The following is a 13,083-nucleotide window of genomic DNA, read 5'->3' on the forward strand; positions in this document are numbered from 1 at the left end:
TACCTCTTTTAAGTGTTAAATTATAAACAAATTAAAAGAGATGACACAGTTATTTAAACACTACCGTTTAGTTTTGTGACATGTACTGAATGGCTTGAACGAATGCTTCATCAGAACAATTTTTCTGAGGGGCATCCACTTCCTTACATAAACCACTATGAGGCATTAGCCCTTTACCTCGCTTCATACTGTATAATAAATAATCCATGGCGGTTTTATATTCTGTAGGATTTTGTTTCGCTTCCAGCGCTGCGTTTTTAAAACGTACACTCCATGCTTTTTTATCAAAGGCGGCAGGAGCTTTCATTCCAACTGCAAATTGAGCTGCATGACAATTTTGACATGATATCTCATAAGTTGTTTTACCCAAATCTTCAGCAAATGACGCAGTATGAACGGCATACAATAAAATAATCCATATTTTTTTCATTTTTTTCCTTATCTGGTTTATTCCTTTAAGCATACTCTAATATCGGAACTACTCAAGATTTCCTTGTTTGCTTTCTCTATTTTTTTAATTCACGCACTCTATTTAAAAATAATACTATAATTTATATCAACACTTTATTGTTCACCCAATCAATGCTGGAATGCTCCCAAGGATATTCACTATGAAAGGAACTGAGAAAACAAACGCTTCAACTCGACACCTAAAGATTCAATCTACTTCTCTAGCCGAGAGTGGGGCTAAGCCTCAGTACGAAATATTTAAGAATCAGTTAGATGATTTTTTTTATTATATCAATAAATTATATCAGGCAAATCTTGGTAAGATTACTATGGGAATGAGTCCAGCTGTAATCGGAACTTCTCATTGTGCTTGGCTTTTACAATTAGCCCAATCACCTGGGCATTTGTTGGCACTGGCTTTTTTTCACATCACACATTCCGATGAATTTCTGACGCATCTGCTGTGTGATAAGCAACCAGCACAAGGGACTGACGTTCGTTTTCATAAAGAGAATTGGCAATTGATGCCTTGGCGATTTTATGCAGAAGTTTTTCTTCAGAGCGAAGAGTGGTGGCGATTTGCAACCCGAAAAGTTCCTGGCCTTTCAGGTCGAGCAGAGCGTACGGTTTCATTTTATATTCGCCAGTTACATGATGCCTTATCGCCTTCCAATTTTGTAATGACCAATCCTGATCTTTTTTATGAAACGATTCGCTCCGGTGGGGTCAATTTGATTCAGGGTACAGAGCTTGCTATTGAACATACTTTAAGAAGATTAGTTGGTCTACCTCCCCCGGGGGCTGGAAAGTTCAAACCGGGCAAGAATGTTGCAATTACCCCTGGCAAAATCGTGTTTACTAACCATTTGGTTGAATTAATTCAATATGAACCACAAACAGAAAAGGTTTTTAAAGAGCCAATACTTATATTACCAGCATGGATAATGAAATATTATATTTTAGATTTATCTCCTGGAAATTCTTTAGTTAAATGGCTTGTGGGGCAAGGACATACGGTATTCATCGTTTCATGGCGTAATCCGGATGAGAAGGATCGGGATTTAGGAATGGATGATTATTATCGCCTTGGTGCAATGGCAGCAATCGATGCAGTGAGTTCTATTTTACCTAATACTAAAATTCATTTAATGGGATATTGCCTTGGAGGAACTTTAGCGATGATCACTGCTGCTGCGATGGCACGAAATAAAGATTATCGCCTTAAAACCCTTTCGCTTTTGGCTGCACAAGGTGATTTTACAAAGGCAGGCGAGTTGATGCTGTTCATTACAGAGAGTGAAATAGCATTTCTCAAAAATATGATGTGGGAAAAAGGGTATCTTGATCCCAAACATATGGCCGGTTCTTTTCAAATGTTAAGGACTTATGATCTGATTTGGTCAAAAATGATTGATGATTACATGACGGGCAAAAAACGGGGGATGATTGATTTACTGGCCTGGAATGCCGATTCAACCCGAATGCCCTATAAAATGCATACGGAATATCTTGAAAAATTGTTTCTGAATAATGATTTTGCTGAGGGACATTTTAAGGTCGAAGATGAAGTAGTAGCTCCTAGAAATGTTCATTTACCTATTTTTGCTGTAAGCACAGAACATGACCACATTGCCCCTTGGGAATCTGTATATAAAATCCACCTGATGATGCATACGGATATTACCTTTGTGTTGACCAGCGGCGGTCACAACGCAGGAATTGTTAGTGAACCCAACCATCCCGGACGTTATTATTCTATTCTGGAAAGCAAAAAGAAAATGCCTTATATAGGACCGAAAAAATGGCTCAGTAAAGCAAAAAGAAGAGATGGTTCCTGGTGGACTGCATGGCATCATTGGTTGGTAAACAACAGTTCGCAAAGGTTTGTTTCACCTCCAGAGCTGGATTCTTCGTTACCCTCCGCACCAGGAACTTATGTGCTGCAAAAATAAAGTAACATCAAAAACTTGCAGTCAGGTCTTGGTTGTTGGAACGGAGTGTGTTAAATTTGATTTTTAACACTTTTTTTAATTCTCTATGATGAATAAACTTTCAATTGCAGCAGCCTGCGTTATCGCAGTTATTTCTATCAACACTTTTGCACATACACCCAACTTCAAGATTAACTTTAAGAAAACCTATTGTGGTAATGTGGAATATTTAGGGAATGCAGGGAACAAACGACCCCATTTACATTGCGGTGAAACTTTTATTGCCTACAAAAAAGCAAATGGTGATCATTTAAATCTCACCGAATCCGGCTCTTGTGGGCGAACAAATTCAGTTTTTGACGATGTTAAAGAGAATAGGAATGCATTTGCAGATTATCAAGGAATATATAACGCATTGGTCTCTTACCATCAAGAGGGCTGCCCTAATCAATTGACTACCAATTAGCAGAATGCTCCAACAGTGATCTTGATCAATAATGCCTTCGCTCTGACCATTTGGAAAACTGGATGTCATTCCTGCCTTCGCAGGAATGACAAAAAATCAGTTTGGTAATTATCTTATTCTTCCAAGCTCTAAGGCCCACTTGTGGGGTGAGTGCGACTTCCTCATTCGCATTGTCGTGCACCTCCCTGATAGGGAGCGAGAATTAAGATCAACGGCTAAATATTACTCAAATAATTCCAGAATTTTCTCGGGGGGGCGTCCAATAACTGCTTTGTTTTTGTAAGTGACGATGGGACGTTGCATTAATATGGGTTCTTTGACCATCGCACTTAACACTTGAGTTTCATTATTCAGAGATAATCCCAGTTCTTTAAAAACGTGCTCATCGGTACGAACAAAATCCTTAAGAGCAAAATGACTCTTTAATGCGTTTAATTGCTTTAAACTAAGTGGGGTTTTAAGGTATTCAATAATTACCGGTTTAAAACCTTTGCTTTGCAAAAGTGTCAAAGTTTGTCGTGATTTGGAGCATCGAGGATTATGATAAATAGTCATTTCTTGCATATTTTTTTCTCATTGTTACCGAGATTCTATTTTGCACTATAACATGTTCTCTGTTCTTTATCTTTAGTTTTGGCTGTCCGTTTTACAGTCCTAGGGCAATTGTTTATTGACTCAAGAAAGAATCTCCTTTTTACTTATCCCAAGGTTAATTATTGAATCGATTCTTATGCAATTTACTATTGTTCCCATCCAAGAAAAACATATTGAAGCTTTTTGGAACGCTGTAGATAGTGTGGCACGTGAACGTAAATTTTTAGCTTTTTTAGAAGGGCCTCCCATCAAATTAACTCGAGATTTTGTTTTAGAGCATATTAAAGAGGGGTGGCCTCAAGTGGTCGCGATGCATGAGGATCAGGTGATTGGTTGGTGTGATATCAGCCCGCTTGATCGACCTGTTTTTGCCCATGTTGGTGCTTTGGGGATTGGTGTGCTTGCACCCTATAGAGGACAGGGAATAGGTGAGAAATTATTAAGCACGGCATTGCAAATGGCAAAATTAAAGGGGTTAACACGGATAGAGCTTACTGTACGGGAACATAATTATGCGGCAATCTCATTGTATGAAAAATATGGTTTCGTCAAAGAAGGAGTCCATAAAAATGCGGTCCGTATTGATGGAGTATATGAAAATCATATTTTTATGGCATTACTCTTTGAATAGCGATTGCCATTTAATGAGTGTCAGTTACAGGTCGCAAGACTCAATGCTGTAATTTGACGTACTGTGCTACTCACTACCACGTCATCCCTCGCTATGCTCGGGATGATGTGAGTCTAATCATCGAGTTTGTCTTTATTTAAGGGAAGAGGAATTGGTTTTGTATAGTGTTTATAAATGTTCCACCTTTTCTCCGAAAACTCTTTTGGAGTCGTTTTTAATAAGAGGAACGCTAAAAACTCAGCACACACTGTGGGAGGTATCAAGGTTTTTTCTTGATATGCTCTCTTAAATTCATCAGCTAATGGAAATAATTCTACAGGACATTCCCGTAAATTTTTTTGCATACCGGTATCTACTTCACCTGGAATAACATCAGTTGCCACTATTCCCTGGGGTAATTCAGCCTGTAAGACGTTCGTCCACATGTTGAATGCTGATTTGGAAATGCAATAAGCGCCAGCTCCGGTAACCGGCTTTTCTCCAGCTACGGAAGTGATATTTAAAATGCGGCCTCCTTGCTTGGAGAACAAGGGAAGCATACTTTGAGTAAGTAACATGGGCGCAATAAGATTGGTTTCAATTATTTTTCTTATATCAGCTGCCGTCGCCTTATGTAATAAGCCCAGAGGGGAAATAATGCCTGCATTATGAATCAAGTAATTGATATTCAATGATTTCATTTCATTGGCAATTCTTGTTAGCCCTTCATCAGTAGTAATATCTGCAGGTATGGTCTTGATTTTTTCTGGATGTTTCTCTTTTAATTTAAGCAACTCCGTATTATTTCTGGCAATCGCAATTACGGTAATGCCCTGAGAGGCTAATTCTAAAGTTAATGCATGCCCGATACCACTGCTCGCTCCTGTAATCACTGCACTGTGTGACATTGAATGCTCCATCACTTGATTTGAATGAAAAAAATCCTTATTTCTTACCTGAAGAAACCATTGTGAGATTTCTCATCATGATATTGTGGATTTAATTCATTTTTTAAACTGGTCAAATGGGTTTTCATATCAATCACTATCCTCTTGACATTGGTAAGTGTTTGGTCGTAAAAGCCCTTTCTCGATAAATTATTGATTCTTGTAATTTCATTATCAAAAATCTTGACAACTTTAGTATAAAAATCATCATTCTTAAGATTTGCTTTATTTATAAGACCGATAATCCTATATTCTCTTGGGACCATATCATCTAAGTCACAAAAACATTTATCAAGAAGCACATCACAAACTTGTACATCCATTTCAGAAATTTCATCCTCTTGAATGGCCTCAATCTTTTTTTGAAACATATCAAGACACTCTATTTGAAAGGGGGGAACTTTATTTTGAAGTGAATTTCTTGTTCGATTTAAAATTTTTAATAACATTTCTCTTGAGTTGGGCATAATTTTTATCAATCCATTGGTTCATCTGTGGTGCAAATCATAACATTGCTGGATATCATTTTCACTGCGATAAGCAATGGATTTTTTTAGATCGTTTAACGAAGGGGAGCAAGCATCTTATTTAGGGTGTCGTGAAAATAATTTTTAAAAAAATCTTTTTGTTAATCAATCCTTAAGCTTGCTTGTTTTACACTGATAAAAAGCGAAAAAGGAGACGACCATGTCAAACAAAAAATTAACTGAACGTTTGAACTATGAGCTTGATGAATTGGGTGTTCCTGAATTAATGACAGAGCGTGTTCAAGCATGTTCAAAGATGTTTCAGTTACCCAAGTTTAAAATTGAAGCGCTCTTGCATGGTGTTGTGGCATTCGATGACAATACGATGCAAAGAATTGCTGATGAACTTGAAGTGAGCACGGATTGGCTGTTTGGCGACGTTGCTAAAGAAAAAACAAAGCACTAGGTAGACAGATTAAAAAAGATCCCGTATCGAGCTTGATACGGGCTTCATGCTAGACTTCATAAGCAGTAACTAGGTCATTGATCAATCGGCGCGTCACCTCCGCAATTGCTTTTTCTATCTGAGGGGAAAGTGTTTCATCCAGCGTAATTGCATCAATTTCGATTCCATAAAATAAAAGGTTAGCAGGTAACTCATTAAGAGCACGGGCTAGATCAAGTGTTTGCAGGATGCTGATACCATGGGTCGAGAATCTATTTTCTGAATCGAGAATCGATTCATTTTTAAATCGATGAATGGTTCCAATTGTACTCCCTGATTTGACTGCATCAATGATAAATACAGTATTGAATCCACTCATTAGCTCAATGAGTCGCACACCTGGCCGATCATGGTTTTCAATAAGTAAAAAGGGAGCAAGATGAGGATGGTTTGATAGGTGTTGTTGTAACGCATTGGCTACCTTCCAACCTACCTGATCATCACCAAAAGGGGAACCAATTCCAAGTACTTTGATGACCTTCATTCTCGATTCACTTTAATCGTTAAAAAATGAGTGGAACATGAAATACAGGGATCATAATTGCGGATGATCATTTCACTGTAAGCACGTAATGAATCCTCATCCTGGTCAAGACCATATTGCACCAAAGAACGATGTAAATCCTCTTCAATCCGTGCCTGATTTTGGCTGGTTGGCGGTACGATGCGCGCGGATTTTACTTGTCCTTGCTCATTCAAGTGAATATGTTGCCACAAAGTCCCTCTGGGGGCTTCAGTACACCCAAATCCTATTCCGGCACGTGGTTTCACTTCAGGATGGGATTCTTTGGGAATTTTGTATTGTTCCATGATACGTATCGATTCTAAAACACAAAAATAGATTTCAACGGCGCGTGCAAAAATACTGTGATACATATTTTTGGAGGGAAAGTTTATTTTTAATTCCTGTAAAAGCAGATGGATAGGGGCGGGCAGGTGACCAAAACAATTGTTCACTCGTGCTAGAGGTCCTACCAAGTAAGGCTTATTTTGTAATAAACAATGCAAGGCGGTGGAGTATGGGACTTGGCTTTCTTTGAAATAGACATCAAATTCCTCGATGCTGATATTTAAGCCATGATTGGAAACCAGTCTGCCCTCATTGAATGGATATTCTGTAGGATGATAAAGAGAAACATAGGTAAACTCATGGGAGTTATCCGGAAAGGAATGTTTTGCAAGCCAGCGAATTAATACTTCACAATCCTCAATGCGGGCTTTCGCTTTTTCTAATAGGGTGTTGATTTGCGTCAGAGAGGGGGCTTTATAAAATCCACCCACGCAAGCACCAACTGGATGAACCGAACGACCACCAAATAATTTGATTAAATCATTACCAAACGATTGCAAACGGATGCCCCGTCGTACTTCTTCAGGATAACTTTTTGCCATTTCTGGTGCTGACTTAAATCCTAAAAAATCAGGTAAAGCTAAAAAATGAATGTGCATGCTATGACTTTCAAGCCATTCACCGCAGTAAAAGAGGCGGCGCATCTCGCGTACCCAAGGGGAGGGTGGCAGACCAAAACAATGTTCAATAGCCTGAGTTGCACTCATTTGGTAAGCAACAGGACATATCCCACAGATCCGCGCTACAAGATCCAGAACTTCCTTATAACTTCTGCCTTCGAGAAATTTTTCAAACAATCTTGGCGGTTCATAAATTTTTAATTGTAGTTTGCTGATTTTACTGTTACGAATGTGCAGCTCAAGCGCTCCTTCACCTTCAACGCGCGCCAAAATAGGAACATTAATGGAAATGGTGTTACTCATTGCTGATTTTAATTCCCTTAAAATAAGCTCCTGCTTTGTTAAATGCAGGAGCTTGATTATTAATATGCAAAAATTTTTGCGCGATGGCTTCCTTCGATAAACCAAGCTGTTCAAACCAGTTACCCAAGGAGTTAGGGTTTGGATTTTCTTTTGGGCCATAGCATGCATAACATCCCCGTCCTACTGAGGGACAAAGAGAACCGCAGCCTAATTGGGTTACAGGGCCCATACAGGGTTGTTTTTGGGTAACCAAAACACAAACATTGCCTTTACGTTTACATTCCATACACTCAGAATCTTGTTTGATGCGTGGGGTCGCATTGGATAATAGAAAACGAATTGCTTCCAATACTTGATTGCTATTTACCGGGCAGCCCCATAACTCCCAATCCACTTTCACATGATGGGAAATGGGTGTGGAAGTACTTAGGCTATGAATGTATTCTGGGGACGCATAAATACTGCTGACCCATTCTTTAGTATCTGCAAAATGACGCAAAGCCTGCACCCCTCCTGCGGTAGCACAAGCACCGATGGTAATGATGAATTTACTGTTCTCGCGAATTTTTTTAATGCGTAGTTCTTCATCGGGCGTGGAAATGCTGCCTTCAACAAAGGCGATATCTACCTTGGCATCAAGATCGACCGCTCCCGCCTCCGAAAAATGAATCATATCCACTAATTCTGATAGCGTGATTAAGGCCTCTCCGGCATTTAAAAAGGCCAATTGGCATCCATCACAGGATGTAAATTTATGTACCGCCAAACGTGGCTTCATCGTTGCTAAAATCCTGGTTCATTAAATAATTCTTTGATTTCTGAATAGGCAAATACCGGGCCATCTTTACAAATAAAAACTCCTCCATATTGGCAATGGCCGCATTGTCCAATTCCACACTCCATATTTCGTTCCATGCTTAAATATATATCATGTTCTGAAATTCCTCGTGGCGTAAGTACTTTGACTGCGGTATTCATCATCATTTCCGGTCCACACATCATCACGATGGTATTTACAGGATTCAGATGAAGTTTATCAATCATATCTGTAACATAACCTATAGCCCATGGCCATTTCGGTCCGGCTTGATCTGCTGCGATATGAATTACAGTATCAGGCGATTTTTGCCAAATTGCATACTGTTTCCTAAAAATAAAATCATCGCTGTGCTTCACGCCCTGCAGAATACTCAAATGACCGTATTGTTCTCGGCGTGCCAAAATGTATTCAATAATGGAGACCGAGGGGGCGCAACCTAGTCCTCCTGTAAGCACCACTACATCTTTACCTTTTGCTTGGTCAAGCGGCCATCCGCGTCCATAAGGTCCACGAACTCCTATTCGATCTCCAGGTTGGAGTTTTTGTAATGCTTTGGTCACTCGCCCTATGGCGCGAATGGTATGCGTGAGAATATCCTTTTTTTCCGGATCAGAGACAATGGAAATGGCAACTTCCCCGACGCCGTACAGATAGAGCATATTAAATTGACCTGGATAAAAGAGAAATCGTTCATGATGATCTGGGTCAAGAAAACGCAAATGCAAGGTAAAAATTGAAGAGGACTCTTCGGTTTTCTCTACAATGATGGCTTCAAGTGGTACATAGGGATCGGGAATGGAGTTAATCACTTTCTTTTATCCTTACATTGGATTCACCAGAAATTGCCGCGAGTTCCTCGGTGATATCAATACCAACAGGACACCAGGTAACACAACGTCCGCAGCCGACACAACCACTCGTACCAAACTGATCAAACCAACTGCCGACCTTATGAGTCAACCATTGTCTGTAGCGTTTATGGGTATCGTCACGAATGACTTTCCCGCTTAAATAGCTGTGGCCTGCGGTAAAACAAGAATCCCATTCGCGCTGATGTTCACTGCTTGTGCCATCTAAACTGGGCTTTTCCACCTCACTATGACAAAAACAGGTAGGGCACACAGAGGTGCAATTACCACATGATAAACATCTTTGTGCAACATCGTCCCATCTTGCGTGATGTAAATTGGCAAATAATAAATCTCGTAAACCCTGCTTATTCTCTAAGGGAATTCTTTTGGTTTGCATTGCTGCCGCGTGTTCCACATTGTGACTGGCTTTTTTACATTGATGGGCTTTCGCTTTGGGTAAATCTAAATTGGCAATCATTGCTTGACCCCGTTCGCTGCCAGTTTGGATTACGAATCCATCATCGATTTCAGTCAGCAGAATATCAAAGGGATTTCTGACTTCGGGTCCAGTTCCTGCGGAAACACAAAAACAATTATTTGAAGAATAAGAACAATTGACCGCAATAACCAATAACTGCTCACGACGTTTTTTATAACGAGGATCGGGATGGGCACTCTCAATAAACACTTTATCTTGAATACTCATTGCCGCTAAATCACAAGAACGAGCGCCAATAATCGCAATCGGTTGTTCTTCTGCTTGATGTGGTTGAAAAATTAATTTCCCTTCTTGGTTACGTTCTACTTTCCATACGGTTTCTTGGGGCTTAAATAGAAGCGGTTTGATTGCTTGCGGACCATTTGCAAAGGCGAATGCTTTATGTTCCTTAATTTTTTCTAATTGATAACTACCCGGGGTTTGTTGATCACGGACGCCCCAAGGTAATTGTTCGGCGTGTTGTAACACATCATAAACAATCGCTCCATCACGTACTTGAGGGCCTACACAGGAGTATCCTGCATCGTGCAGGGTGTCCAATAAATTCTGCAATTTCAAATAAGGCATGAAATAGCTTATTTTATTTGCTGTCATAAAATTCCTTTCACCTGGGTGCAGCACAATGTCACTGCCATTAAATTGAAGAGATCCCCGCTCACATTTGTGGGAGAGGGACCGGGGTGAGGCTCATTTAATCGCAAGTAATGTCCTCATCCGCCCTAAAGGGCACCTCCTCCAGTTGGGAAGAAGGGATATTCCCCTACATTAATTAACATTAACAAATTCGTGGTAATTGTTCACCCGCTAACCAATCGACAATTCTCATACCTCCAAGTTTTGTTTTAAGCTGCACAAAATGGTGTGGATCTTCAATCACTTCCCCTATGATTTCTGCATGCACTCCCAAAGGATGTGCTCGCATTGCAGCTAATAATGTATCTGCATCATCATCAGCACAAACGGCAACTAATTTCCCTTCATTTGCGACATATAACGCATCAAGCCCTAATAACTCGCATGCACCGGCAACTTCCGTGCGGATAGGGATTTTATTTTCCTCAATCATAAATCCAACTTTGGATTGTATCGCCAATTCATTTAATGTGGTTGCCAGACCCCCGCGCGTAGGATCACGTAAACAATGAATGTCAGGTACTGCATCAACCATGCAAGAGACCAAATCATGAAGTGACGCAGTATCCGATTGAATTTCGGTATGAAATTGCAAGTTATTTCGATGCGCCATAATCGCAACTCCATGATCGCCAATGAACCCGCTAATCAACACCCGATCACCTGGCTTGGCCCTGTTTCCAGAAATATGAACTCCTTCAGGAACTATGCCTATTCCCGTAGTGGTAATAAATACACCGTCTCCTTTCCCACGTTCGACTACTTTTGTATCGCCAGTAATGATGGCAATATTCGCTTGTTGCGCTGCGACAGCCATGGCTTCGACGATCTTTTGTAAGTCCGCTAATGGAAATCCTTCTTCGAGGATAAAACTGGCAGATAAGTATAAGGGTTTGGCGCCGGACATCACAATGTCGTTCACTGTTCCGTGCACCGATAAAGAGCCAATATTGCCGCCTGGAAAAAATAAAGGGGAAATGACATGGGCATCTGTAGTCATGACCATTCGGCCTGCAGATATTGAAAAACAGGCTTGATCATTTCGTGCAGCAAGCCACTGATTATCGAAAGCAGCTAAAAACATTTGCTCAATTAATTGAGTCATTGCACGTCCACCGCTCCCATGAGTTAAATTAATAACTCCTTCTCGAACATTAAGTTTAGGTGTTTTTGGTGTATTCGTTATGATTGCTCCAGTCATCCATTCATCCGTCCATAAGCATATACTGCGGCACATGCACCTTCTGAGGACACCATACAGGATCCCAGAGGATTCTCAGGGGTACATACTTTGGCAAATAATTTACATTCCATGGGTTTCTTTACACCGCGAAGTACGTCACCACAAACACACTGTTTGTGTTCGTGGGAGACAAAATCAGGAATATCAAAACGTTGCTCCGCATCGAATTCAGCATATTCTGCTCTGATTTTTAAAGCACTTTGAGGAATGAATCCTAAACCACGCCACTCAAACTGATCACGTAATTCAAATACGTCAGCCATTATTTGTTGCGACAGTAAATTTCCTTCGCGATTCACGGCACGAGTATATTGAATTTCTACCCCACACCTTTTTTCATTGATTTGTTGAATTAACATTAAAATGGAGTGCAGTAAATCCAAAGGTTCAAAGCCGGAAATCACGATGGGCTTATTGTATTTTTTGCACACTGATTCATAAGATTGACTGCCAATGATAATGCTGACATGAGCTGGGCCAACAAATCCATCGAGGGTGACGTCATTGGATTGCAGCAAGTGGTCCATGGGGACCGGTGTTAAAACATGATTACAAAAAACGCTAAAATTTTTGAGGTTCAGTTTACGCGCTTGCTGGATAATTACGGCTGTGGGGGGCGTTGTGGTTTCAAAGCCAATAGCAAAAAATATGATTTCTTTTTGCGGATTTTCTTTGGCAATTTTTAGTGCATCACTTGCCGAATAAATCATCCGGACATCAGCCCCCGTTGCCTTGGCGTGTAATAGATTTTTTTGTCCTGAACCAGGGACTCGCAACATGTCTGCATAACTGCAGAGAATAACATGGGGTAATGATGCTAATGCCATGGCTTTGTCTGTGATTGCCATTGGTAATATGCAGACTGGACATCCTGGGCCATGGATCAGTTCCACATTTTTTGGTAACAAACTGGGTATTCCATACCGATGAATGGCGTGGGTATGTCCCCCGCAAAACTCCATAAACTGATAATGTCGATCCGGAGCAACGTGTGCAGCAATTTCTCTGGCCAGTGCTTTTGCAAAATCGGCATTCCTGAATTCTTCGATATATTTCATAAGGATTCATCCTTCGCCATTTGTGCAAATAAATTTAAAGTGGTTTGAGCTTCATGCTCATCGAGTCGTGTTAAAGCGTAGCCAACGTGAATAATGACATAATCTCCTAGAACGACTTTGTCTAATAATGCAGTTGAGATTTCTTTAGTGATGCCACCTATATTCACTAGGACTTTGTCATCATCAAGAATTTGAGTAATTCGTGCAGGTAACGCCAAACACATAAGTTATCCTTT

General features: G+C 40.3%; 16 protein-coding genes. 4 read left to right on the forward strand and 12 right to left on the reverse strand.

The window, feature by feature from the left end; genetic code table 11:
- Window positions 1-67 precede the first annotated feature (67 nt).
- On the reverse strand, window positions 68-430 hold the full coding sequence (locus OQJ26_RS04075) for a c-type cytochrome (protein WP_265702684.1): 363 nt from the start codon (window positions 428-430) through the stop codon (window positions 68-70).
- 181 nt (window positions 431-611) lie between these two features.
- On the opposite strand from OQJ26_RS04075, the gene OQJ26_RS04080 reads away from it, so the two are divergent.
- Together OQJ26_RS04080 and OQJ26_RS04085 are read left to right on the forward strand one after the other, a co-directional pair.
- Window positions 612-2,402 carry a PHA/PHB synthase family protein gene (locus tag OQJ26_RS04080; RefSeq protein WP_265702685.1) on the forward strand — a complete coding sequence of 597 codons (1,791 nt, stop codon included), beginning with the start codon at window positions 612-614 and terminating at the stop codon, window positions 2,400-2,402.
- 85 nt (window positions 2,403-2,487) lie between these two features.
- A complete protein-coding gene (locus tag OQJ26_RS04085) occupies window positions 2,488-2,847 on the forward strand; it encodes a hypothetical protein (RefSeq protein WP_265702686.1) in 360 nt (119 codons plus the stop codon).
- Between the two features lie 222 nt (window positions 2,848-3,069).
- Here OQJ26_RS04085 and arsC read toward each other — a convergent pair whose 3' ends face one another.
- Window positions 3,070-3,411 (reverse strand): arsenate reductase (glutaredoxin), encoded by a 342-nt coding sequence (arsC, locus tag OQJ26_RS04090; protein WP_265702687.1) that lies wholly within the window; start codon window positions 3,409-3,411, stop codon window positions 3,070-3,072.
- A 166-nt stretch (window positions 3,412-3,577) separates the two neighbouring features.
- Between arsC and OQJ26_RS04095 the strand changes: the two genes are divergently transcribed.
- Complete coding sequence (locus OQJ26_RS04095) at window positions 3,578-4,072, forward strand: GNAT family N-acetyltransferase (protein WP_265702688.1); 495 nt, start codon at window positions 3,578-3,580, stop codon at window positions 4,070-4,072.
- 113 nt (window positions 4,073-4,185) lie between these two features.
- Here OQJ26_RS04095 and OQJ26_RS04100 read toward each other — a convergent pair whose 3' ends face one another.
- Window positions 4,186-4,959, reverse strand: coding sequence for an SDR family NAD(P)-dependent oxidoreductase (locus tag OQJ26_RS04100; protein WP_265702689.1), 774 nt, complete (start codon window positions 4,957-4,959; stop codon window positions 4,186-4,188).
- Between the two features lie 44 nt (window positions 4,960-5,003).
- Complete coding sequence (locus OQJ26_RS04105; RefSeq protein WP_265702690.1) at window positions 5,004-5,465, reverse strand: hypothetical protein; 462 nt, start codon at window positions 5,463-5,465, stop codon at window positions 5,004-5,006.
- 220 nt (window positions 5,466-5,685) lie between these two features.
- Between OQJ26_RS04105 and OQJ26_RS04110 the strand changes: the two genes are divergently transcribed.
- A complete protein-coding gene (locus OQJ26_RS04110) occupies window positions 5,686-5,931 on the forward strand; it encodes a hypothetical protein (RefSeq protein ID WP_265702691.1) in 246 nt (81 codons plus the stop codon).
- 49 nt (window positions 5,932-5,980) lie between these two features.
- Here OQJ26_RS04110 and OQJ26_RS04115 read toward each other — a convergent pair whose 3' ends face one another.
- From OQJ26_RS04115 to OQJ26_RS04150, 8 genes are all read right to left on the reverse strand, one after another.
- Window positions 5,981-6,454 (reverse strand): hydrogenase maturation protease, encoded by a 474-nt coding sequence (locus OQJ26_RS04115; RefSeq protein ID WP_265702692.1) that lies wholly within the window; start codon window positions 6,452-6,454, stop codon window positions 5,981-5,983.
- Entirely contained in the window at window positions 6,451-7,743 is a 1,293-nt protein-coding gene (locus OQJ26_RS04120) for a Ni/Fe hydrogenase subunit alpha (RefSeq protein WP_265702693.1), read from the reverse strand. Before OQJ26_RS04120 ends, OQJ26_RS04115 begins: the two co-directional genes overlap by 4 nt.
- Window positions 7,736-8,521 carry an NADH-quinone oxidoreductase subunit B family protein gene (locus tag OQJ26_RS04125; RefSeq protein WP_265702694.1) on the reverse strand — a complete coding sequence of 262 codons (786 nt, stop codon included), beginning with the start codon at window positions 8,519-8,521 and terminating at the stop codon, window positions 7,736-7,738. The genes OQJ26_RS04120 and OQJ26_RS04125 overlap by 8 nt, the downstream gene beginning before the upstream one ends.
- A 5-nt stretch (window positions 8,522-8,526) precedes the next feature.
- On the reverse strand, window positions 8,527-9,372 hold the full coding sequence (locus OQJ26_RS04130; RefSeq protein ID WP_416209941.1) for an FAD/NAD(P)-binding protein: 846 nt from the start codon (window positions 9,370-9,372) through the stop codon (window positions 8,527-8,529).
- Window positions 9,365-10,507 (reverse strand): 4Fe-4S dicluster domain-containing protein, encoded by a 1,143-nt coding sequence (locus OQJ26_RS04135; protein ID WP_265702695.1) that lies wholly within the window; start codon window positions 10,505-10,507, stop codon window positions 9,365-9,367. Before OQJ26_RS04135 ends, OQJ26_RS04130 begins: the two co-directional genes overlap by 8 nt.
- A gap of 181 nt (window positions 10,508-10,688) precedes the next feature.
- Window positions 10,689-11,747 carry a hydrogenase expression/formation protein HypE gene (gene hypE / locus OQJ26_RS04140; protein WP_265702696.1) on the reverse strand — a complete coding sequence of 353 codons (1,059 nt, stop codon included), beginning with the start codon at window positions 11,745-11,747 and terminating at the stop codon, window positions 10,689-10,691.
- Window positions 11,744-12,847, reverse strand: coding sequence for a hydrogenase formation protein HypD (gene hypD / locus OQJ26_RS04145; RefSeq protein ID WP_265702697.1), 1,104 nt, complete (start codon window positions 12,845-12,847; stop codon window positions 11,744-11,746). The genes hypE and hypD overlap by 4 nt, the downstream gene beginning before the upstream one ends.
- Window positions 12,844-13,071 carry a HypC/HybG/HupF family hydrogenase formation chaperone gene (locus tag OQJ26_RS04150; RefSeq protein ID WP_265702698.1) on the reverse strand — a complete coding sequence of 76 codons (228 nt, stop codon included), beginning with the start codon at window positions 13,069-13,071 and terminating at the stop codon, window positions 12,844-12,846. The genes hypD and OQJ26_RS04150 overlap by 4 nt, the downstream gene beginning before the upstream one ends.
- Window positions 13,072-13,083: the final 12 nt, after the last annotated feature.

The sequence above is a fragment of the Legionella sheltonii genome (assembly GCF_026191355.1).
In the GTDB taxonomy this organism is placed as follows: Bacteria; Pseudomonadota; Gammaproteobacteria; order Legionellales; family Legionellaceae; genus Legionella; species Legionella sheltonii.